The organism is Pseudoalteromonas sp. 20-MNA-CIBAN-0454 (assembly GCF_040308685.1).
Classification (GTDB): domain Bacteria; phylum Pseudomonadota; class Gammaproteobacteria; order Enterobacterales; family Alteromonadaceae; genus Pseudoalteromonas; species Pseudoalteromonas nigrifaciens.
This window is the reverse complement of record NZ_JBEOOB010000002.1, coordinates 135,016-158,363: the sequence shown is the minus strand read 5'-3', so window position 1 is coordinate 158,363 and position 23,348 is coordinate 135,016. Positions and strand designations below refer to the sequence as shown.

Annotated in this window: 19 protein-coding genes; 8 read left to right on the top strand and 11 right to left on the bottom strand. The window is 42.2% G+C overall.

Annotation, left to right across the window (positions count from 1 at the left end; genetic code table 11):
• Positions 1-31: 31 nt before the first annotated feature.
• The gene (locus AAEZ22_RS01725; protein WP_041454596.1) at positions 32-802 is read left to right on the top strand and encodes an NAD-dependent epimerase/dehydratase family protein; all 771 of its coding nucleotides are present in this window, start codon (positions 32-34) and stop codon (positions 800-802) included.
• Here the strand turns inward: AAEZ22_RS01725 and hutH are convergent.
• From hutH to hutC, 3 genes are read right to left on the bottom strand one after another with little or no spacing between them, the layout of a single operon-like run.
• Positions 799-2,331, bottom strand: coding sequence for a histidine ammonia-lyase (gene hutH, locus AAEZ22_RS01720; RefSeq protein WP_352295912.1), 1,533 nt, complete (start codon positions 2,329-2,331; stop codon positions 799-801). The two genes, AAEZ22_RS01725 and hutH, sit on opposite strands and share 4 nt — an antisense overlap.
• A 2-nt stretch (positions 2,332-2,333) precedes the next feature.
• The gene (gene hutU / locus AAEZ22_RS01715; RefSeq protein ID WP_182683861.1) at positions 2,334-4,007 is read right to left on the bottom strand and encodes a urocanate hydratase; all 1,674 of its coding nucleotides are present in this window, start codon (positions 4,005-4,007) and stop codon (positions 2,334-2,336) included.
• A 20-nt stretch (positions 4,008-4,027) separates the two neighbouring features.
• Entirely contained in the window at positions 4,028-4,741 is a 714-nt protein-coding gene (hutC, locus tag AAEZ22_RS01710; RefSeq protein ID WP_192531518.1) for a histidine utilization transcriptional repressor HutC, read from the bottom strand.
• Between the two features lie 120 nt (positions 4,742-4,861).
• Here hutC and hutI point away from each other — a divergent pair, with 120 nt between their 5' ends.
• A complete protein-coding gene (gene hutI, locus AAEZ22_RS01705) occupies positions 4,862-6,109 on the top strand; it encodes an imidazolonepropionase (RefSeq protein WP_352295909.1) in 1,248 nt (415 codons plus the stop codon).
• Between the two features lie 41 nt (positions 6,110-6,150).
• Entirely contained in the window at positions 6,151-7,920 is a 1,770-nt protein-coding gene (locus AAEZ22_RS01700) for an EAL domain-containing protein (RefSeq protein ID WP_372811821.1), read from the top strand.
• Here the strand turns inward: AAEZ22_RS01700 and AAEZ22_RS01695 are convergent.
• Entirely contained in the window at positions 7,917-8,966 is a 1,050-nt protein-coding gene (locus tag AAEZ22_RS01695) for a formimidoylglutamase (protein WP_192531520.1), read from the bottom strand. The genes AAEZ22_RS01700 and AAEZ22_RS01695 overlap by 4 nt on opposite strands.
• A gap of 1 nt (position 8,967) precedes the next feature.
• Positions 8,968-9,465 (bottom strand): ribonuclease E activity regulator RraA, encoded by a 498-nt coding sequence (rraA, locus tag AAEZ22_RS01690; RefSeq protein ID WP_352295905.1) that lies wholly within the window; start codon positions 9,463-9,465, stop codon positions 8,968-8,970.
• Positions 9,466-9,799: 334 nt separating this feature from the next.
• On the opposite strand from rraA, the gene AAEZ22_RS01685 reads away from it, so the two are divergent.
• Positions 9,800-11,680, top strand: a complete 1,881-nt coding sequence (locus AAEZ22_RS01685) for a methyl-accepting chemotaxis protein (RefSeq protein ID WP_352295902.1) — start codon at positions 9,800-9,802, stop codon at positions 11,678-11,680.
• A 27-nt stretch (positions 11,681-11,707) separates the two neighbouring features.
• Here the strand turns inward: AAEZ22_RS01685 and AAEZ22_RS01680 are convergent, their stop codons facing one another.
• The 5 genes from AAEZ22_RS01680 to priA all read right to left on the bottom strand — a co-directional run bounded on the left by AAEZ22_RS01680 (position 11,708) and on the right by priA (position 16,822).
• On the bottom strand, positions 11,708-12,082 hold the full coding sequence (locus AAEZ22_RS01680) for a gamma-butyrobetaine hydroxylase family protein (RefSeq protein WP_011329375.1): 375 nt from the start codon (positions 12,080-12,082) through the stop codon (positions 11,708-11,710).
• A gap of 67 nt (positions 12,083-12,149) precedes the next feature.
• Positions 12,150-13,478 carry an ATP-dependent protease ATPase subunit HslU gene (hslU, locus tag AAEZ22_RS01675; protein WP_011329374.1) on the bottom strand — a complete coding sequence of 443 codons (1,329 nt, stop codon included), beginning with the start codon at positions 13,476-13,478 and terminating at the stop codon, positions 12,150-12,152.
• 11 nt (positions 13,479-13,489) lie between these two features.
• The gene (gene hslV, locus AAEZ22_RS01670; RefSeq protein WP_011329373.1) at positions 13,490-14,008 is read right to left on the bottom strand and encodes an ATP-dependent protease subunit HslV; all 519 of its coding nucleotides are present in this window, start codon (positions 14,006-14,008) and stop codon (positions 13,490-13,492) included.
• 79 nt (positions 14,009-14,087) lie between these two features.
• On the bottom strand, positions 14,088-14,615 hold the full coding sequence (locus tag AAEZ22_RS01665) for an SPOR domain-containing protein (RefSeq protein WP_011329372.1): 528 nt from the start codon (positions 14,613-14,615) through the stop codon (positions 14,088-14,090).
• A 20-nt stretch (positions 14,616-14,635) separates the two neighbouring features.
• Positions 14,636-16,822, bottom strand: coding sequence for a primosomal protein N' (priA, locus tag AAEZ22_RS01660; RefSeq protein ID WP_011329371.1), 2,187 nt, complete (start codon positions 16,820-16,822; stop codon positions 14,636-14,638).
• A 256-nt stretch (positions 16,823-17,078) separates the two neighbouring features.
• On the opposite strand from priA, the gene rpmE reads away from it, so the two are divergent.
• Both rpmE and AAEZ22_RS01650 read left to right on the top strand, forming a co-directional pair.
• Positions 17,079-17,294: a 50S ribosomal protein L31 gene (gene rpmE, locus AAEZ22_RS01655; RefSeq protein WP_011329369.1), complete on the top strand. Its 216-nt coding sequence runs from the start codon at positions 17,079-17,081 to the stop codon at positions 17,292-17,294.
• Positions 17,295-17,837: 543 nt separating this feature from the next.
• Positions 17,838-19,079 carry a malic enzyme-like NAD(P)-binding protein gene (locus AAEZ22_RS01650; protein ID WP_011329368.1) on the top strand — a complete coding sequence of 414 codons (1,242 nt, stop codon included), beginning with the start codon at positions 17,838-17,840 and terminating at the stop codon, positions 19,077-19,079.
• 98 nt (positions 19,080-19,177) lie between these two features.
• On the opposite strand, the gene metJ is transcribed toward AAEZ22_RS01650, so the two are convergent.
• A complete protein-coding gene (gene metJ / locus AAEZ22_RS01645) occupies positions 19,178-19,498 on the bottom strand; it encodes a met regulon transcriptional regulator MetJ (RefSeq protein WP_006793094.1) in 321 nt (106 codons plus the stop codon).
• Positions 19,499-19,697: 199 nt separating this feature from the next.
• Between metJ and metB the strand changes: the two genes are divergently transcribed.
• Both metB and metL read left to right on the top strand, forming a co-directional pair.
• Positions 19,698-20,936, top strand: a complete 1,239-nt coding sequence (gene metB, locus AAEZ22_RS01640) for a cystathionine gamma-synthase (protein ID WP_011329367.1) — start codon at positions 19,698-19,700, stop codon at positions 20,934-20,936.
• Between the two features lie 5 nt (positions 20,937-20,941).
• On the top strand, positions 20,942-23,287 hold the full coding sequence (metL, locus tag AAEZ22_RS01635) for a bifunctional aspartate kinase/homoserine dehydrogenase II (RefSeq protein WP_352295899.1): 2,346 nt from the start codon (positions 20,942-20,944) through the stop codon (positions 23,285-23,287).
• The last annotated feature ends 61 nt before the right edge of the window (positions 23,288-23,348 follow it).

Sequence of the window (23,348 nt, the reverse complement as noted above, 5' to 3'; positions counted from 1 at the left end):
TTATACATTTAAATAAACGGGGTCATATAAATTGAATCATCAGAGTAACAACTTAGTGGTACTAGGCGCGGGCTGGCTAGGCAGTGCTTTGTGCGTTAATGCGCAGCAAGCAGGTTGGCAAGTGCAGGGTACACACCGCTCAGCAGTGCATGAGCATGATTTTGAACGTCAGTTTTTGCTAGAAAATGGCCAGTTAACGCATCAAATTGATTTACAAAATGCCTACTGGGTGTGCGCTATTCCTCCACGTAGTCGCCATAGTGAAAACAATTATGCGCAAACATTAACGGCAGCACTTACACTGGCAAAAAAACTGAATGCTAAGGGCTTTTTACTTTGCTCATCAACGGGAGTGTACGATCAAGAACCAGGTGTATATAGCGAAAGCAGCGATATTTCGTGTACAAACGAGCGACAAATAAAGCTATATGAAGCTGAAGAGCAAGTACTAGAGCAAAACGGTAAAGTGCTGCGCTTAGCCGGTTTAGTTGGACCCAATAGAGAGCCGGGGCGTTTTATTGCAGGTAAAGAGCTAAATACCTCTGCCGAGCAAGTCGTTAATATGGTGCATCAGCAAGATGTGATTAACGCTATTTTTGCGGTGCTTGAGCATTGGCATCAAGGGCAGAGTATTTATAATGTGGTTAACCCGTCGCATCCTTGTAAGCGCGATTACTATGCGCAAAAGTGCCAACAACATGGCGGCGAAATGCCACGCTTTACGGGAACAGATACGGCTGAGCGCAAAGTGCTTGGCTCAGCCATTGAGGCGTTAGGGTTTAGTTACCAATACGCAATTTAATAAGATACTAAGCAGTCACCCTCAATAAAGTTGCATAACTTGCCTGCGTTTAATAACGCATTTGCAGCTTCAATATCGGGGGCAAAGTAACGGTCTTTATCGTAGTAGCTTACATGCTCGCGCAGTAAGCTTTTAGCACGCTCTACTTTAGCAGCAGCTGTAAGCGGCTTTCTAAACTCTAACCCCTGCGCGGCCGCTAACCATTCAACAGCAAGTACGCCTTGGGTGTTATCGGCCATTTCCTTCAAGCGCCTTGCCGCAAAAGTGGCCATAGACACATGATCTTCTTGATTCGCCGAGGTTGGCAAACTATCTACAGAAGCTGGGTGGGCAAGTGATTTGTTTTCAGATGCCAGGGCTGCGGCAGTTACTTGGGCGATCATAAAGCCTGAGTTTACGCCGCCATTTTCAACTAAAAAAGGCGGCAATTTAGATAGGCTAGAGTCAATTAGTAAAGCAATTCGGCGCTCGGCAAGTGCGCCAATTTCAGCAATGGCAATTGCTAAGTTATCGGCGGCCATTGCCACCGGCTCTGCATGAAAATTACCGCCAGAAATAATATCACCCACATCAGCAAATACCAGCGGGTTGTCGGTTACGCCGTTAGACTCACATAATAAAACTTCTGCCGCCTGGCGAATTTGGGTTAAGCAAGCACCAAGCACTTGTGGCTGACAGCGTAAAGAGTAGGGGTCTTGTACTTTTTCACAATTTACGTGTGATTCACTAATTTGTGATTGTGGACCTAGCAAGGCTCTAAATATAGCTGCACTATCTATTTGCCCTTGTTGGCCTCGAATTTCATGAATACGCGCATCAAATGGTGCTCGGCTGCCCATGGCCGCTTCAATACTCATAGCGCCAATTACGCAGCTTTGTGCGTATAAATCCTCTGCTCTAAATAGCCCTTGTAATGCAAAAGCAGTCGAGGCTTGGGTGCCGTTTAAAAGGGCTAAGCCTTCTTTAGCGGCTAAGGTAAGTGGTTTTAGCCCCGCAATTTTAAGCCCTTGCTCGGCACTCATTATTTGCCCTTGGTGGCGCATGTGGCCTTCGGCTAGTAACGGCAAGCACATATGAGCAAGCGGTGCTAAATCGCCCGATGCACCCACCGAGCCTTTTTTAGGCACGCAAGGGTATACTTGGCTATTAAGCAACTGGATAAAAAATTCAATGACCTGCAAACGAATACCAGAATAGCCACGCGACAGTGAATTAATTTTTAAGGTGATCATTAAGCGTACGGTACTGTCATCCATATACTCGCCAATACCTGCCGCATGCGAAAGTACAATAGAGCGTTGTAATAGCTCTAGTTCGTTATCGGCAATTTTGGTGTTAGCTAATAAGCCAAAACCGGTATTAATACCATATACAGTGCGGTGCTCGTTAATTACGTTTTGCACTGTTTGTGCGCTGGCAGCTATTTGCGACTCGGCATGCTTTATAAGGCTCAATTTTACCGGTGAATTATTAATTTTTCTTAGTGTGTTTAAATCAAGCGAGCCGGGGGTGAGAGTTAGTTCAAGCATGATCATTCCTCGTTTAACATTGGTAAGTCTAGGTTTTGCTCTTTTGCACAATTTTTTGCTATATCGTAGCCTGCATCCGCGTGGCGCATAACTCCAGTTGCAGGGTCGTTCCACAGTACGCGGGCAATACGCTGTTTTGCTTCGTCGCTGCCATCAGCCACAATAACTACGCCTGCATGTTGGCTAAAGCCCATACCTACGCCACCGCCATGGTGTAGCGATACCCAAGTTGCACCACTGGCTGTGTTAAGAAGTGCATTGAGTAATGGCCAATCAGATACCGCATCAGAGCCATCTAGCATAGCTTCGGTTTCGCGGTTAGGGCTAGCAACCGAGCCAGAGTCGAGGTGGTCGCGACCAATAACAACCGGGGCTTTAAGCTCGCCATTTTTAACCATGTTGTTAAAAGCGAGCGCAAGACGGGCTCTGTCTTTTAATCCTACCCAGCAAATACGCGCCGGTAAGCCTTGAAACTGAATACGTTCACGCGCCATATCAAGCCAGTTATGTAAGTGTGCGTCATCGGGGATTAACTCTTTAACTTTGGCATCGGTTTTATAAATATCTTCGGGGTCGCCCGACAGTGCCACCCATCTAAATGGGCCAATGCCTTCGCAAAATAAAGGACGAATATACGCAGGTACAAACCCTGGGAAATCAAACGCGTTGGTAACGCCTTCATCAAATGCCATTTGCCGAATATTGTTGCCATAATCAGTGGTAGCAGCGCCCGCTTGTTGCAGCGCGAGCATAGCTCTTACTTGCACCGCCATTGATTGCTTAGCTGCTGTTACAACCGCTTTTGGGTCTTGTTCGCGCATTTTAGCTGCATGTTCCATGCTCCAGCCTTGCGGTAAATAGCCATTTAGCGGATCGTGCGCTGAGGTTTGATCGGTGACCACATCGGGAGTAACGCCACTTTTAACTAAAGTGCTAAACACATCGGCAGCATTACCAAGTAACCCGACCGAAAGAGCGTCACCTTTTACGCACGCATTAGTTATAAGTTGTAGTGCGTGTTCAAGGTTGTTGGCTTTAATATCTACGTAACCGGTTTTTATTCTAAAATCGATACGGGTTTCATCACATTCCACCACTAATGCACAAAAGCCTGCCATAGTTGCAGCAAGAGGTTGTGCGCCGCCCATGCCACCAAGCCCGCCAGTTAATACCCATTTACCTTTAGCACTGCCAGCAAAATGTTGTTTAGCCATGGCCACAAAAGTTTCGTAAGTGCCTTGCACTATGCCTTGTGAGCCAATGTAAATCCAAGATCCCGCGGTCATTTGCCCGTACATCATCAAGCCCTTTTTATCGAGCTCGTTAAAGTGCTCCCAATTAGCCCAGTGCGGTACTAAGTTAGAATTAGCTATGAGTACTCGCGGCGCATTACTGTGGGTTTTAAATACCCCTACAGGTTTACCCGATTGTACGAGTAGCGTTTCGTCATCTTCGAGTCTATCGAGAGTTGCTATAATTTTGTCGTAACTGGGCCAGTCACGTGCAGCGCGACCAATGCCGCCATAAACAACTAATGCATGGGGATGCTCTGCAACGTCAGGGTCTAAGTTATTCATTAACATGCGTTTAGCGGCTTCGGTTTGCCAACTTTTAGCGCTAATTTTATCGCCGTGGGGGGCGCGTATTGTGCGGTTGTTGTCGAGTCGATTGTTCATATTTACTCCTGTTGTAGTTTTTAATTATTATTTTTAAAAGTTAAGTGACCACCTAAACGATACTTACTCCCAGGTGAAACAAGTCGGGCATAACTCACAATGCCGTTGCTTGACCAAGTACGGCGAATGAGTTGCAGGCAAGGTTCTTGACTCGATAAGTTAAGCCACTGGCACATTTGTTTATTGGGCATAATGGCTTCCACCGTATGCGTTGCTTGGGTAAGCGGGGCTACATTCGATAAGTACTCATGTGGAGTAAGTAGCGTAAAATTTTGTTGTAAGTACTGCGCGGCAAAAGCGGGGTTTACAAAGCGTTCCTCTACTTGCAGTGGTTTGGCATTTTCGTTATGCAGCAATACACTGCGATACACAGTGCTGTTAACTTTAATACCCAGTGCAATGGCAATGCTAGCAATTGCGGGTAACGACTCAAGCGCCAAAACCGTACAGCTATAATTACCATTACGTTCTTTTACTTCATCGGCAATATTTTTAATTTCAAGCAATGACGACTGCGATTTAAAGCTAGCAACAAAGGTGCCTAACCCTTGGCTGCGAGTTAAAATTCCCGCCTCGGTTAGCTCGCTTAATGCGCGTCGAGCGGTCATACGGCTTACAGAAAATTGATTGCTTAGCTCGTTTTCAGAAGGCACACGCTGGTTTTCTTGCCATGTAGCACTGCTAATTTTATCAACTATAAACTGTTTTATTTGTGCAAATTTAGGCGTTGTCATGGTGTATTTAATTGTATTAAAAATAAACTATAAGATTAAGATGGCATAATTGCCTTGTATATACAAGACGGGTTGTTAGACTATATTTTAGTCATTATAAAAAACACAAGGGCGCGCAATATGCAAAGTGCAACACCAGGTTATGAATTAGAAGATATTGATTTACTGCTTACCGATGCCAACATTGCCACTATAGATAGTGCTGTAGAGGCGCCTTATGGCGCGATAGAAAATGCAGCCTTAGCAATCAAAAATGGAAAAATTATGTGGCTAGGTGAGCAAAAAAACTTACCTAGTTTTGATGTGTTTGCAACGCCTACTTTGAGTATAAAAGGGCAATGGTTAACCCCAGGGTTAATAGATTGCCACACGCATTTAGTATTTGCAGGCTCTAGAGCAGAGGAGTTTGAGCAGCGCTTACAAGGGGTGAGTTATGAGCAAATTGCTGCCCAAGGTGGCGGTATAACTAGTACAGTTAAAGCCACCCGCGCTGCCGATCATGAGCAGTTATTTGTAGCCGCCAAAGATAGGTTAAATACGTTACTGGCAGAGGGCGTGACAACGGTAGAAATAAAGTCGGGTTATGGACTCGATACTGCCAACGAAATAAAAATATTAGAAGTGGCGCGCTTACTTGATGAGCATCACCCTATTAATATTAAAACCACCTTTTTAGGGGCGCATGCGCTACCACCAGAGTACAAAGGGCGTAGCGATGACTATATTGATTTAGTATGTAACGATATGCTTGATCAGGTAGTGGTTAATAACCTTGCTGATGCGGTTGATGTTTTTTGTGAGAATGTAGGCTTTAGCTATACCCAAACCAAGCGGGTGTTCGAGGCGGCAAAAAAACATAACTTGCCAGTAAAATGCCATGCCGAGCAGCTCTCTAATCAACACGGTGCTGAGCTGGTGGCGCAATTTAACGGGCTATCGGCTGATCATATTGAATACCTAGATGAAGATGGCGTAAAAGCGATGGCACAGGCCGGCACAGTAGCAGTATTGTTGCCTGGCGCATTTTACTTTTTAAGAGAAACACAACTTCCGCCAATAGCTTTGCTTAATCAATATAAAGTGCCTATAGCGATTGCTAGCGACTTTAATCCGGGCACCTCACCGCTGTGTTCGCTACAATTAATGATGAATATGGCATGCACATTATTTAGATTAACACCCGAGCAGTCACTTGCTGGAGTAACTCGTAATGCTGCTAAAGCTTTAGGGTTAACAGACCGCGGAGTTTTAAAAGTAGGTGCGAGGGCCGACATTGCACAGTGGCAAATAAGCCATCCAGCACAATTAAGTTACCAGTTTGGGGTAAATAAACTGTTAAACTTATGGATTATGGGTAAACTTATTTAGTCACACCTTTACCCCAGACCGATAAGTAGGCCTTAATATTTATGCTTTTATTTAATTTTTTAGCCAGTACCAGTAGTGCTAATTTGAGCTTGATTAGCGACAGTGGCTTGCCGGTTTTTTTTAGTGGCGCCTTACTTATGGCGATGATCGCTACCTTGCTGAGCGTAAAAAATACAGCATCTAGATTAAGCTACTTATGCACAGGGTTAATAGGGTTGGCTATTTTAAGCAGTGGTGCTGCATGGCTTAGCGCTTTACTCGCATTAGGTTTTGGCTTTAATTTGTGGCATGCAATTGTACATAAAAACAAGCTGTTAATTATATTAAGTGCACTTGCTGCGGTGTTGTTTATAGCATTACTTATAGCCATTGCAGCGTTTGGCATTACACTGTTTTGGATTGTTAGTGCGGTGTTGTTATTATCATTAACTGGGTTTATTACTAATAATGAGACACTTAATCAAGCGCCCTTGAAGCAGCAGCAAGCAGCACCTGAACATTACATCGAAAGCTCTCCGCTGGCCTCTTTTGCCGATAAACAAAAATTACGTCAAGGTTATAATACGTGGCGTAATAAAGCACCGTCACTAGGGGCGTTGGTAATTCTTCGTTTAGAAGGTTTTGAGCAAGTTAATCAGCATATTGGGCGTGATTTTGGTGATTTACTGCTTGCTCAGTCGGCGAATAGAATAAAAGAATTACTCAATAATGATGGCATTGTATCGTTAGAGGACGATGAAAAACTAACCCATTTAGGAGGGCTTAATTTTGCCTTTATTTGTAACTTAGCCAGCCATAAACACTTGCATGAAAAAATAATTACCGAAATATTTGGCGCTACACTTAAACCTTTTAATGTGGCTAACTGCACTATAGAAGTGACCGCAAGAGCAAGCTATGTGCATTGTAATGAGCAAGATGAAGACTTTGACAATTTAATTAAATCGGCTTATTTAGCACTTGATAGCCAGCCAAAACAACAGGTGGTTGCTTATCATCAACAAATGATGATCGAGCAGTTAGAGCAGCAAGCACGATTAAAAGAGCTTGCAGAAATTGATTTCACCAATGAGTTCGAGCTGTATTTTCAGCCGGTTATTGTAAATGATAATGGCCAAATTGAGTTTTTAGAACTATTACTGCGTTGGCAGCATCCTAAGCAAGGCATACTTTCAGCGAGTCGTTTTATTGATGATATTAGAATTGCAGGGCTTGCTTACCCACTGGCTATATTTGTTATAGAGCGCGCTGCTGAACTTGCAATGGCATTGCGTATGGAGGGCTTTGCAGTGCCATTGAGCATTAATGTATTTGGCCCTGAAATGCTCAATGAAGAGTTTGTAGAATTTGTAACGAGTGCTATGAAAGAGCATAACTTAAGGCCTGGCGATTTAATTGTTGAGTGCCCGCTACATATTTTTACTAACCTAGATGACAAAGGGCGAGCCATGATTGCGCGGCTTAATAATATAGGCTTAAAAGTGTGTGTTGATGGTTTGGGCGATAACCCCGTTTCGCTCTCTAAGTTACCTAGTTTAGCGGTAGAATACATTAAAGTCGCGCCAGCATTAACTGCTGATTTTAGTAATCAAAACAATATTCGCAGCCTAGTTGTTGGTATGGTGCAAATGCATAATCAACAAAGTACTAAGGTTATTTTTGAAGGGGTTGAAACCCTAGATCAGCTTAAATTTGTAAAAAGCCTAAAAGGCTATGCTGCACAAGGCTATTATTTTGGCCACCCATTAAGCAGTGTTGGTTTAATGAGCTGGTTAAAGCAGTGGCAATTAGCGCAGCAGCAAAGTAATTAAGCACACTCTTTGGCTTGCAGGTAACTATTCACTAGTGCGCTAATAACTTGTCCGCAATGCACTTTACCGGCTTCAATCCCGCTGGGATGTTGAATAGGAGCTGCTTCGCATAAGTGCAAGTAGTGAGAGTGGCGGTTGCTTGCAGCTAAATGCACAAAGTGCTCAGCGTCACTTACGCTAAAACCACTACAGGTATAAGCACTTACAGGCATAAATGCAATGCTATCTAAATCAACCTCAACACCTAGAGGCGCTGCATCAAAACTCTTCAGCGCATTGCTCACTGCTTGAGTTAGATTAATTTCACGTTTAACGGCGATTGACTGATAGCTATTAAAAGTAAAATTAGCAGCGGCTAACGCATCTATAATAGCTTGATTGTTTTTTAGCTCGTGCAAGCCAATAACATGGTAACTTTTTAAATACTGCGCGCTGTACGCATAGCTAAAGCCATTACCACTGTGGCGGCCTTCGCATTCTCGAAAGTCGGCGTGGGGATCAAAATTTATAGCGTTAATAGCGGTGTTTTTATACTTAGCTAACGCTTTTATAATACCTAAGCAATTATTATGGCCGCCACCAATAACAATGGGTTCAAGCCCCGCTTTAAATATTAAACTTAATATAGCTTCTACGCGTTGATCAAGTTGCTCACATAACTCACGCAACTGTGTTAAATGGGCAGGTTTTTGGTTGTCGAGTAGAGCGCTTTGCGCCATTAAATCAGCTGTGTGCACTTCGCCAAGTAACAGTACTTTTTGCGTGGCAATAAATTGATTATAAGGCTGGTTTAAAAAACGTTGTAAAAAAGCCGGCCATGCTTGCTCTGCACCCCCGGCTCCTAAGTTTGCTTTTGGGCCAATATCTTCACAAATACCCAGTAACACGTAGCGCATGCCAAATTGTGCGGCATCGCTAAGCGCTTGTTGTATATTTACGTCGGTATCGAGTAATGACATTGACTGCCATACTTTGGTTTCGTTAGCGCGACTAGTGCAAAACGACTTAACCGCGCTTTCATCGTAAACGTTTAAATAGTGCGCCACGTTATATTTCTACGATTTCCAGTTCTAGCTCTTCTGCAGATAATACAATGCCGGTGCTGTCGGCATAAATAAAGTCATCATCAAAAAACGATACGCCAGCAAAGTTAACCCCAATGCCGTCTTCGCCTGCGCCTTGGCTATCTGCTGCAACCGGAATAGAGGCAATAGCTTGAATGCCTAAATCAAGCTCTTCAATTTCGTCTACGTGGCGTACAGCCCCGTAAACAATAATACCTTGCCAGTTGCTTTCAAGTGCAAGTTCGGCCAGTTCAATATCGATAAGCGCACGACGAGTAGAGCCACCACCGTCAATAAGTAGCACTAGGTCTGTACCATCTTGAGAAAGTAATTCACGGATAAGTTCATTATTTTCAAAACATTTAACCGTTTTAATGCGGCCACCAAAGCTGTGTCGGCCACCAAAGTTGATGAACATAGGTTCAAGCACGTCAACCACATCGGCAAAGTGGTCACATAAGTCAGAAGTGCTGTAATCCATTATTTTATCCTCAAAAGATACATTAGTTTATGCTTCAGTATACCCTCCTTATATGCAATAACAACGACTTAATCGCAGTAAATTTAGGCAAAATAGGCGGCTAATAAATAATTTGTAATCATTGGCCTATACAATGTATAGGCCTTAAGTTATTGCTGGCATATAATCCGCAACTAAATAATTGCGCGGTTAATTAAGCTAAATAACGTCACTTTAAAAAGTGCTCAGCAGTGCAGGTGTTTTAGTGTTTTTCGGTATTTCTTTCTTTGTTAAAAGCTTAAGTTATATAAGTGTAAGTAACAGAGTTGCTCATTAAATTTTTAAAGGTGTAACAATGATTGTTTTGCAAAACTTGACCATTAAGCGGCGTTTACAGCTAAATGCTTTAACTGTTGCTTTGGCCATGCTGGCTTTTTTATATGTAATTATCACAGGCTCACAAACCACGTTAAAGTTAACGAACATCACGCAACAGGCCGAGCAGTTAAACATTCATCAGTTGCAGTTAAGTGCACATGAAAAAACCTTTTTGTTTTATAAACAGCCACAAGCACTCTCATTATTTGAACAAGAATACGCACAATTAAATAAACAAATAATTCAATTACAATCGCAAATGCAAGATTCAGAGATTGATACACAGCAGATAACCCTCTATATGCGTTTAATAAAAAGCTTTTATAGTGATTTTAATGAGGTTGTGCGACTGCAAAAAAGTATTGGCTTACATCAAGACGATGGGCTTTATGGGCAACTGCGAAGTGCTGTGCATGAAGTAGAAAGTTTGCTCAATCAACAAGATGAATACCAGCTATTGACCCTAATGCTACAGCTAAGACGTGCCGAAAAAGACTTTATGTTACGTTTGGATGAAAAATATTTAGCAAGTTTTCAAGATCATGTTGATACGTTACAGCAAAAAATAACGAGCTCATCACTAAGTCAAAACATTAAAAGTAATTTAAAAAACCTACTGTCTAATTATCAAAGTGCTTTTCAAACATTGGTAAAAGCGCAGCTTGAATTAGGTGTTGATCTAGACTCTGGCGCACTTGGGCGCATGCAACAAAGTGTAGAGCAAAGTGATCAGTTGGTAATGCAGCTAGTAGCAGATACTAAATTGCAAGTTGAAGCCAGTATAGCTAAAGCACAGTCGGTCGCTATTATGGTGTTTATTATATCGGGTATTATAGTTTTAACCCTGGTTTACTTAACCAGTCGCTCTATCATTGTACCTGTAGAGCGTATTTACCAATCTATAAACAAGATTCGACGCAATAATGATTTAACAGTAACCATTGAGCAAATTGGCAATGACGAAATTACGATTATGTCGAAAGATTTTAATAGTTTAATTGGTGACTTTAATAACCTTATAAATGAGGTGAATGGGGCTTTAAATGCGTTAAATATCGCGACTGAAAATTTATCAGAAAGTACCGCCGCAACCAGCTCGGGTATGCAAGATCAATTACATGAAGCCGATATGGTGGCCACTGCGGCGACCGAAATGCAGGCGACCATTCAAGATATTTCACATAATACCGAAGCTGCTGCTAAAAAAGCAGAATCAACTAATTTAAGTGCGCAACAAGGTCGTAGTGAGGTTGAGTCAACCGTCGCGCATATTAGAGGGTTGTCTGACTCTTTAGAGCATGCGTCAAGTGTCGTTTCTTTATTAGAAAAAGACGGTGAAACAATAGGCTCTGTGCTTGATGTTATTCGTGCGATTGCCGATCAAACTAACTTGTTAGCGTTAAACGCTGCTATTGAAGCCGCTAGAGCGGGTGAGCAAGGCAGAGGGTTTGCTGTGGTTGCAGATGAAGTGCGCTCATTGGCTCAACGAACACAAGAATCTACAAGTGAAATAGAAGGTATAATAAATACTCTACAACAGCGCACTCAAGAAGTGGTGAGTATTATGCATCAGTGCCGCTCACAAGGTGATGAAAGTGCATCGCAAGCAAATAGAGCTGGTGAGTTACTCGGAGCAATAACCGAAGATGTGCAAACGATTATGGAAATGAGCACACAAATTGCTGTGGCAATTGATCAACAAAGCCAAGTAGCATCTGAAGTAAATAAAAATGTGGTGAGTATTCGTGATATTGCCAGAAACACCTCAGGGCACGCTGCTAACAATGCGCAAACAAGCGAAGAAGTATCAGCGCAAGCACGAGTGCTTTTTGCTGCAATTGACAAATTTAAGGTTTAAAACTTAGCAATAAAGTACCCGTATAGTTTAAGGAATAAACTTTATGGGTACGCTGTCTTTAGAGTTATTGTGCTCACTAACCCGCTTTAAATACTCATCCCATAGAGTCGCTTGCTGCGCCTGTAGTTTTGCAAAATATTGCCAGCTAAATAACCCGCTATTGTGGCCATCGTCAAAATCTAAACGCAGTGCGTAATGACCAACATGAGCAATGTTTTTAATACCAACGGATTGTTTATTGAATACTAATTTCATTGGCCCTGAGCCATGTCCTTGCACTTCTGCAGAAGGAGAGTGCACACGTAAAAATTCACAACTAAATACGGCTTGGCTGTCATCATCAAAGTAAACATCTAAATTTTTGCTAACGCTGTGGTAATGTACTTTTGTTACGTGTTTCATTTTTATCTCATTAAAAAGCCCCCAGTGCGGAGGCTTTTAGTATAACTGTTTATGCAGCTAATTTTAATTAAAGAATGTAGCGGCTTAAGTCTTCATCTTCAACCAGCGCACCTAAGTGTTTTTCAACATAAGCGGCGTCAACTACCAGTGATGTTCCGGCTTGCTCTGAAGCGTCATATGAAATTTCTTCCATTAGCTTTTCCATTACCGTATGTAAGCGACGAGCACCGATGTTTTCGGTTTTTTCGTTAACTTGCCAAGCGGCTTTAGCAATGCGCTCAATTGCATCATCACTAAATTCAATAGTAACTTGCTCAGTTTTAAGCAGTTCACGCTGCTGCTCGGTAAGCGATGCATGCGGCTCTGTTAAAATACGTTTAAAGTCATCAGCAGTAAGTGCTTCAAGCTCTACACGAATAGGAAGGCGACCTTGTAGCTCAGGGATCATGTCTGATGGCTTAGCCATTTGAAATGCGCCCGAAGCAATAAATAGCATATGGTCAGTTTTAACCATGCCGTGCTTAGTGCTAACCGTACAACCTTCAATTAATGGTAGTAAGTCGCGCTGTACGCCTTCACGACTAACGTCTGGACCTGATGAGTCACCGCGTTTACAAATTTTGTCTATTTCATCAATAAATACAATACCATTTTGTTCAACTGCAAAAATAGCCTGCTCTTTTAGTTCTTCAGGATTAACTAGCTTAGCGGCTTCTTCTTCACTTAATAATTTAAAGGCTTCTTTAATTTTTAACTTCCGCTTAGTGCGCTTATCGCCACCCATGTTTTGAAACATGCTTTGCAACTGGTTGGTCATATCTTCCATACCAGGGGGGGCCATAATTTCTACGTTTGGTTGTGCTTGAGCTAAATCAATTTCGATTTCTTTGTCATCTAATTGGCCTTCACGTAGCTTTTTACGAAACGTTTGACGAGTTGAAGAGCTGTCATCGCGTTGGCTTTCGCCATATTGATCTTTAGCTGGTGGTAAAAGCGCATCTAAAATACGCTCTTCGGCTGCTTCTTCAGCGCGATGCTTAAACTTTTTAGTTTGTTGCTCACGCGTCATTTTAATCGCAACATCGACTAAATCGCGGATGATGGTTTCAACTTCCTTACCAACATAGCCAATTTCGGTGAATTTAGTTGCTTCTACTTTAATAAATGGCGCGTTAGCAAGCTTAGCTAAACGGCGCGCAATTTCGGTTTTACCAACACCCGTTGGGCCAATCATTAAAATATTTTTAGGTGTTACTTCATTACGTAAATCATCACTTAGCTGCATCCGGCGCCAGCGGTTACGCAGTGCAATAGCAACGGCTTTTTTAGCTTTTGCTTGACCAATAATGTGCTGATCTAGCTCGTGAACAATTTCTCTTGGGGTCATAGCAGACATAGCGGTTCCTGTTACAATTCTTCGATAGTTTGAAAGTCGTTAGTGAATACGCAGATATTGCCTGCAATGGTTAGGCTTTTTTCTACTATTTCGCGAGCACTTAAATCGGTGTTTTCCAGTAAGGCAGTTGCTGCCGATTGGGCAAAGTTACCGCCACTGCCAATGGCAATTAAGTCATTTTCTGGCTGTACTACATCACCATTACCGGTAATGATTAAAGAGGCTGTTTCGTCGGCTACAGCAAGCAGTGCTTCGAGCTTGCGCAAAGCGCGATCGCTGCGCCAGTCTTTGGCCATTTCAACCGCGGCTTTAGTGAGGTTACCTTGGTGCATTTCTAGTTTGCTTTCAAAGCGTTCGAAAAGGGTGAAGGCATCAGCAGTACCGCCGGCAAAGCCAGCAATTACTTTGCCATTATAGAGGCGTCGAACTTTACGGGCATTGCCCTTCATTACTGTATTACCAAGCGAAACTTGGCCGTCGCCGCCAATTACAACATTGTTGCCGCGGCGTACACTTACGATAGTAGTCATATTATTCCTCATCATCGAGCTGCAGGGGCAACTCGTAAAAAACGATTATGAAGAGGTTATATGGGTGAATGGTTTATTTTCAAGTCCAGCCCCAAATTCCGCAGCCGACTATTTTTACACGTTTAAGTTTATTTTTATCGCTCTCAGCTTGGCGCTTGGTTTTATAGGGGCCTAAGCGTACTTTATACCAAATGCCACTGCTGCCTGTGGTCTCTTTTATTTCAGAAATAAGCCCTGCAAAGGCTATTTTAGCTTTTAGCGATTCAGCCTGCGGGTAGGTTCTAAACGAACCGCATTGCATAACGTAAGGGCCTTTTTGTTCAAGTTCTTTTACTTCAACCTGAATTTCGTGGTTTCTAATTTCTTTAATAAACGCAGGCGTACGTGGTACAACAACTTCTACAGGAGTTGTAGGTACAGGGTTAGCTTGTTTTTCAACTAGCTCAGGATCGGCGTTATTTTTAATAAACCATAAGCCATAAGCAAAACCTGCCACCAATAAAGTAACAATTAAAACTAACAGTATTGGAAAGGGTTTTTTAGCGGGCGCTGATTTCGCTTTTTTGCGGTTTGCTGGTTTTTTGTTAATGTAATCGTGCTGTGCCATAGCTTTATTTTGGCCTTAACCTAAATCATGTCTATAGGGTCTACGTCTAGGCTCCAGCGTACTTTTTGTGCAAGTTTGCTAGTGCTTAGATAATCAACCATTTGCGCAAGATATTGGTGCAATACGCGGCGATCTTGCGCTTGAATGTGTAATTGAAAACGATACATACCTGCTACTTTTTCAAGAGGAGCAGGTATTGGACCGAGCAATTGTATACCAGTTACCCCGCTTACTGGAACCAAATCTGTCAAAAAATCGACGACTTGTTTTATATTGTGTCCTTGGGCGCGAACAATGGCCATATTTGTGATTGGTGGTAGGTCTGCATCTTCACGTTCACGCAGTGCAAAGCGAGCAAAATCCTGATAACCATTATTAACCAAATCTTGTAATAGTGGGTGCTCAGGAAAATGTGTTTGCAATAACACTTGGCCTGCCTCACCTGAGCGCCCAGCACGCCCGGCCACTTGCGTAACAAGTTGGGCTAAATGCTCAGTTGCTCTAAAATCACAGGAGTATAAGCCGCTGTCTACGTCTAAAATAACCACTAAACTTACATCGGCAAAGTGATGCCCTTTAGCCAACATTTGCGTGCCCACTAAAATGCGCGCGCCGCCTAGGTTTATTTCATCCAGTGCTTTTTCAAGGCTGCCTTTACGACGAGTAGAGTCGCGGTCGATACGTGTAACAGGGGTTTGTGGAAATTCACTCGATAAAAACTCTTCTATTTGCTCAGTGCCTTTACCATTAGGAAAAATTTGCGTGCTACCGCAGTCGGGGCATTGGTGTGGAACATGATATTGATCGCCACAGTGATGGCAAATCATTTGCCCAATAGCTTTATGAAAAGTGGCACTGGTGCTGCAACGCTTGCATTCGCTTAACCAGCCACATTCATGGCAAATTAACGTGGGCGAAAATCCACGACGATTTAAAAACACCATCACTTGTTTGCCACGTTTTAAATGTTGGCGCATGGTAGCAAGGCTGGCATGGGCAATGCCTGCTTGGTCGGGCTGACCTTTCATATCGAGTAATTTAAATTGGTTATCGGTAGCGGTTTGCGCGCGCTCAGTAAGGCTCAGTAGTTGGTATTTATTATTAATTGCTTTGTGCAGGGTTTCGAGTGCCGGTGTTGCACTGCCTAATATAAGCGGAATTTTATGCTGATATGCACGATACGCAGCTAAATCACGGGCATGGTAGCGCAGCGTGTCTTGCTGTTTAAAAGACGAGTCATGTTCTTCATCAACCACTATCATGCCGAGCTTTAAAAATGGCAGAAAAATACTCGAACGTGTGCCTATTACTATGGCGCAGCTGGCTTTTTCGCAAAAACGCCAGGTTTGTAAGCGTTCATTATCGGTTAAAGCTGAATGCCAAAGCATAATGGGGGTGTCGGGAAAGCGGCGGCGAAAGCGGTTAACGGTTTGCGGGGTTAAGCCTATTTCGGGCACTAATACTAGTGCTTGTTCGCCGCGCTTTAGTACTTCTTCTAAACATTGTAAGTACACTTCTGTTTTGCCGCTACCGGTTACACCTTCTAATAAAAAGCTGCTAAAACCGCTGCTTTGATTAATTGTGGTGCAGGCAACCGCTTGCTCTTTGTTAAGTGTTGGTTTGCTACCCACTGTTGGGGCTACACTTTGCCAGTGGTTATCATGCTCAATTGACTGCGTTATGAGTGCCTTATCTATTAAGCTATCAATGGTTTTTTTACTAAAGCCCAAAGCTTTTAACTCGGTTAATGACGACTTGCCTGATTGCGATAGCTGCTTTAGTAAATTAAGTTGAGTCTTAGCTTTTAATGACGGCAGCAGCGCGCCTTTTTCCGTTAGGGCTACCATATTAATGCTGGTTTTATCAGGCGATTCGCCTTGGCGTAGTGCGCTTGGCAATGCAATATGAATGGTTTCACCCAGCGGGTAGCAATAATAACGGGCAGTAAAGCGCAGTAACTCTATGTGCTCTGCAGATAAAATTGGCGTATCGTCGATAATTTCAAAAATTGCCTTTATTTTGTTTTCAGGCACTTCGGTTGTTGTTTTAAGCGCTAAAACCACGGCTACTTTACGTTGATTACCAAAGGGTACTAACACCCGCATTCCGGGTTTTAATGGCGCAGAAGCTTCACCAAGCTGGCTATCTACTTTATAATCAAAGGTGCGCGGTAGTGGAACTTTTATAGCAACTTCAACAAAATACATAGTAACTCAACTGTTAAAAAAATAATGGGGGAGGGCGTGCTAATACTTGGCCCTAATGTACTAAAAATACAGCTAAAAACCTACTACCAAATAACCTTGTTTACTCAAAATGGTTATTTTTTTAGCAAAAATACTAATTAATGCTTGTGTGCTTGATGGTTGTTGGATAAAATCCGCCACCAATAAATTTGTTTTAACGACGTATGGTGCCAGACTCCGGGTTTGGAGAGCGATGCGGCCTTAACTAGAGGTTTCTATGAAAGAAGGTATTCACCCTAAGTACGAAGTAATTTCTGCAACTTGTTCATGTGGAAACGAATTCGAAACTAGCTCTACTCTGTGTAAAAATATTCACCTAGACGTTTGTTCTGCGTGTCACCCGTTTTACACTGGTAAGCAAAAGATTTTAGACACTGGCGGACGTGTTGATCGTTTCAACAAGCGTTTCGGTGCACTTGGTAGCAAAAAGTAATTATTGCTATTTAGTTAAAAAAAGCATCTTAGGATGCTTTTTTTATGCCTAAAAATCCTTAACTTCCCCCTAACCTCGCTAGTTTTAAGTTTATTGCTTTTGCATAACTATTTCCTGTTCTTATTCTCGGTATGCATAAACCTTTGCAGACAAATGACCTAATATTCTCTATATTTTTAATAGCTAAATTTTAAACTCGGTTTCTAAAAGTAGCCAACATGAAGCTATGTGTTGTTAAAGCAGAATAAATAATCGCTTTTAGCTGATTTTATTCACATTTTAAAAACGCTGTTTTGTGAATAATACTTTTAACTAAAATAAGCTTGAAAAGTGCCTTTTAGCACAATTTATATTTATGAAAAGTAGCGATGTTTTTATCGAAGTTGCTGAAAATTCGCTTAAAATTAACAGATCTAGCATATAACAGGATAGACCTGATATTGCTTGGAATTTAAAAATAATAAGGGTATCGTACTTTAAGGCATGTTAAGTGTCGCTTTACTCCCTCTCACTTTAACTTAAATTGCAGGATATAATCGCGTTATGTCGGACTTTCGTGAACAAGCACTACATTATCACTCTCACCCCGTTCCAGGTAAAATCAGCATTGAGCTAACCAAGCCTGCAGAAACGGCTCATGATCTCGCTTTAGCTTATAGCCCCGGTGTAGCTGAGCCGGTGCGTGAAATTGCTGCTGACCCTGTAAATGCCTATAAGTACACAGGTAAAGGTAATTTGGTTGCAGTGATCACCAATGGTACTGCTATTTTAGGTTTAGGAAATTTAGGGCCTTTAGCGTCAAAACCGGTAATGGAAGGCAAGGCGTTGTTGTTTAAGCGTTTTGCAGGCATTGACTCAATTGATATTGAAGTAAAACACCGCACTACCGAAGACTTTATAAATACTGTGGCTAATATTGCTGATACTTTTGGCGGTATTAACCTTGAAGATATTAAAGCACCAGAGTGTTTTGAAATTGAAAAGGCGCTTATTGAACGCTGTAGTATTCCTGTTTTTCATGATGATCAGCACGGCACGGCTATTGTAACGGCTGCAGGTATGATAAATGCGCTGGAAGTGCAAGGCAAAGATATTGAAGATGCAGTTATTGTATGTTTAGGTGCCGGCGCTGCAGCGATTGCTTGTATGGAGTTATTAATTAAGTGTGGTGCACTGCGTGAACATATTTATATGCTTGATCGTAAAGGTGTTATTCACACTCGCCGTGATGATTTAAACGAGTACAAACAGTTATTTGCTAACAATACCGATAAGCGTACATTACAAGATGTAATTGAAGATGCTGACGTATTTGTTGGTGTGTCGGGCCCTAACTTATTATCGGCCGATGATTTAAAATTAATGGCAGCAAAGCCAGTCGTATTTGCTTGTTCGAACCCAGACCCTGAGATTGATCCGGCACTGGCACACGGCGCACGAAGCGATTTAATTATGGCAACAGGGCGCTCAGATTACCCTAACCAAGTTAATAACGTGTTGTGTTTTCCGTTTATTTTCCGTGGTGCACTTGATGTGCGTGCTAGTGAAATTAACGATGAAATGAAAATTGCAGCAGTTGAAGCTATTCGTAGTATTGCCAAAGAGCCGGTTCCGCCAGAAGTACTAAAAGCTGCCGGTGTCGATAAGCTAGCGTTTGGTGCAGAGTATATTATTCCTAAGCCTATGGACCCGCGTTTATTGCCGCGTATTGCTAAAGCAGTTGCATTAGCAGCCATTGCTTCAGGCGTAGCGCAAATAGAGCTGCCAGCAAACTATATGGAATAAGCAGCATTATGTTGCTCGGTATTAAGTTACTTCAGTGTAATTTATAGCCATAAAAAAACCTCAGCATGGCTGAGGTTTTTTTGTTTAAAAGCCGCTGTTTAGTCTTCGTTTAAAACAGGAACTTCTAAGCCCATTTCTTGCATTATTTTTTTCACTTCTTCAGGCACTTTTTCGGCGTTATCTTTACGTAAATCATCATCGTTAGGTAACGGTTGCCCAGTAAACGCATGCAAAAATGCTTCACATAATAGCTCGCTATTAGTTGCATGGCGTAAGTTATTAATTTGCCTACGGGTTCGTTCATCGGTTAGTACTTTTAATACATTTAGCGGGATCGAAACGGTGATCTTTTTAACTTGCTCTGATTTTTTCCCGTGTTCTGCGTATGGGTGAATATACTCGCCATTCCATTTTGCCATAAGATGTATCGTTGCCTCAGATTATTAATTGCTCACCCTACTAAAAAATAGCGCGAATATGCGTGAAATTCTATCGATTTAAACAAATTAGTCAAATACTTGTTGCACAGATGGCTAGGTGTTTAAATGTTTTGACTTCTTAAGTTGAATGAATTACTGTTTTAGACGTCTAAACATCTAAATAAAGCAGGTAATAAATATGAGTGAAAAAAATAAAGCGACAATTGCAGTTCGCAGTGGTGTCGATGCTGATAAGCACCATGGCGCGGTTGTGCCTCCGCTGTATTTATCAACCACTTATTCGTTTGCCGACTTTGATACAAAACGTCAATATGACTATGGCCGCAGTGGTAATCCAAATCGTGATACTTTAGCCCAAGCACTCAGCGAACTCGAAGGTGGTGCTCGCGGCATTATTACTGCAACAGGAATGGCTGCCGTACACTTAGCCACTCAGCTGCTTAATAGTGACGATACGTTAGTGATCCCCCATGATTGTTATGGCGGCAGCTATCGCTTATTTACCTCATTACAAAAGCGCGGCCTATTAAAACTCGAAGTGTTAGATTTAACTAAACCAGAAAGTTTGCAGCAAATTTTAGTAATCAAACCTAAGTTAATTTGGATAGAAACCCCTAGTAACCCTATTTTACGTTTAACTGATATTAAAGCAGTAACCGATATTGCGAAACAATGCGGTGCTTTGGTAGCCGCAGATAACACTTTTTTATCGCCTGCATTACAAAACCCGATTAAATTTGGCGTTGATATTGTGGTGCACTCAACCACTAAGTACATAAATGGCCACTCAGACGTGGTTGGCGGTGCGGTTATTGCTGCAACTGACGAACTAGGTGAAGAACTGGCTTGGTGGGCAAATAATATTGGTATAACGGGGGCACCGTTTGATAGTTACTTAACTTTGCGTGGCTTGCGTACTTTAAATGTACGCTTACGACAGCATCAAGAAAATGCCTTAGCTATTGCTAAGTACCTTGAAAGCTCAAAATTTGTTAGCCAAGTATATTACCCGGGGCTAGAGTCGCATCCACAACATGAATTGGCTAAAGCACAGCAACTTGGTTTTGGTGGCATGGTTAGTTTTGACATTAAAGGTGATGTAAATGACGCAGCTGCATTTTTAACAAACCTTAAAACATTTAGCTTAGCTGAATCTTTAGGTGGCGTAGAGAGCTTAATATGCCACCCAGCAACAATGACGCATGCAGGAATGGAAGCCGAGGCTCGTTTAGCCGCTGGCGTTGGCGATACGCTTATTCGTGTGTCGGTAGGTATTGAAGATGTAGCAGATTTATTAGCAGACTTTGATCGGGTATTTAATTTAGTGCAACCAGGTCAGCACAATAACGCAGGTAAAGCAGGCGCTAGCGCAAGTAGTAATGTTAAATTGAGCGCTGCTCACCCGGCGTTGTGGTAATTAATATGACTAATAATATTCATAAGTTTGGTGGTTCGAGTTTAAGCTCAGCCGAGCGCTATAAAAGCGTTGCAAAAATAATTATAGGGCAAGCTCAGCCCGGTGATTGTGTAGTGGTATCGGCTGCAGGAAAAACCACAGATACATTAGTAAAACTGTGGCAAAGTTATCAGCAGCACGATACTCAAGCGCTCGCTGATATTGTATTGCAATTAAACAATCATCAAAGTGATTTAATAACGCAGCTACTGCAGGGCGATTTAAAGCGCAGCGCTTTAACCACTCTAAATGAAGAGCTAAGTTTAGTTGCTAAATTAGCGAGTACTGATCAGTTGCAAGAAGCGGCGCTACTCGCCTATGGTGAGTTGTGGTCAGCTCGTTTGCTCGCAGCGTATTTGCAGCAACTTAATGTTGCTGCATGCATGCAAGACGCAAGAGGCTTGTTTACGCTAAGTGATGGACAATTATTGCATAGCCAAAATACACAGCAGTGTAGTGAGCTTATTAGCCAGCACAAAATTAACGTGGTAACAGGGTTTATTGCGGCTAATACCCAAGGCGATACGGTCACTCTTGGTCGCAATGGTAGTGATTACAGTGCAACCTTATTGGCAAGTTATTGCAATGCTAAACAAGTATATATTTGGACCGATACACAAGGGATATTTAGTACCGACCCACGTAAAGTTAACAAGGCCATTAAATACGCTAAGGTATGTAGAGCGCAAGCTAACTTATTGGCAAGATTAGGTAACCCCGTTTTACACGCTAAAACATTATCGCCACTTAAAAATACCGATATAAAGCTTGCGGTGCGCAGTAGTTTTGACGTGCAAGCAAGCTCTACAAATGTAGTGAAAGAGGGCTGTGTAAAACAAAAACGCTTTATTACTACATTAGAAAATATAGATTTACTTAGTGTTGAAGGGCTAGTTGAGGGTGAGGTAACTCAGGTTAGCCAGCTTATTCAACATAGTTTGCATCATTTTAGTAGCGCGGGTGAAACTTACCTAATAGTACCGGCAGTAGCGACCCATCAAGTAGTTAGTTACTTTGCAGGAAGAGCCAATATTAGCGAGTCTAACCTACATGGTTGCGCGCTAGTTGCTCCTGAGCAAGATATAAACTCATTGAGTACTCAGGCACGCGAGTTGCTCAATTTGCATAATATTGAACCTCGCTTTGTGCATCAAGATAGTGGTTATGTATTGCTACTGACGGATCAGCTTATTGATAGTGATGTGCTTAATGTGCTGCACGATAAACTGATCACTAAAGGCCAAGAAATTGCCTTAATAGTGGCAGGGCTTGGTAACGTAGGGGATGTATTTGTTAGCCAACTATCGGCGCAGCTAGCACGCTTATCAACCGACTTTAATATTAAGTTAGTGGGATTAGCACGTTCGCAAAAACTGCTATTTAATCCCAGCGGCATAAATGTACAGCACTGGAAGAACCAATGGCAGTTAGAGGCTGTTGACTATAGCAGCCAAGATTTATTAACCGCTATTGGCCAGCTTGATTACGAGCATAAAGTGGTTATAGATATAACCGCCAGCGAGCAATTTAGTCAGTTATACCCAGATTTTGTTGCGCTTGATTGTCATTTAATTAGTGCTAATAAGTATGCTGGTACCGCGCCAACTCCTTGGTATAAAGCGTTGCAGCACAATATTGCGCAGCGCAATTTATATTGGCGCTATAACGCTAGTGTGGGTGCCGGTTTACCAATTAATTTTGCCCTTGCAGATTTACAAAACAGTGGCGATAAAATAACACGTATAGAAGGTGTTTTTTCGGGTACGTTATCGTGGTTATGTAGTATGTATAATGGCGCAACTGCATTTTCTGAGTTATTACTTGAAGCGCAACAAATGGGTTTTACTGAACCCGATCCGCGCGAAGATTTATCGGGGCGAGATATGCAGCGTAAGCTACTTATTTTAGCGCGAGAGTTAGGGGTTGAATTAGACCTTAACGACATTGCCTTAGCGCCGTTAATGCCCGATGAGCTAGCACTAGGTAGCTGGGATGACTTTTTAGCTAATAAACATAAGCTCGACACTTTTATTGAAGAGCATGCACGCAATGCAAAATTACAAAACGCGGTACTTCGTTATACAGGTTTACTGAGTATTGGGCACGATAGCGTAACGGCCAAAGTAGGGTTAGCGTATGTTACGCCCAATGACGCATTAGCAAACTTAACCCCGGGTGATAATATTTTTGTTATTAACAGCCAGTGGTACAGCAATAATGCCTTGATTATACAAGGCCCAGGTGCTGGTAAGGAAGTGACTGCAGCAGGCGTTCATTCTGACTTATATTGGCTGATAAAAAACTTAAAGTAATAATTAAATAAAACAAAAAACGGCAACCTAAAGAGGTTGCCGTTCTTTTAGCGTAATTAAC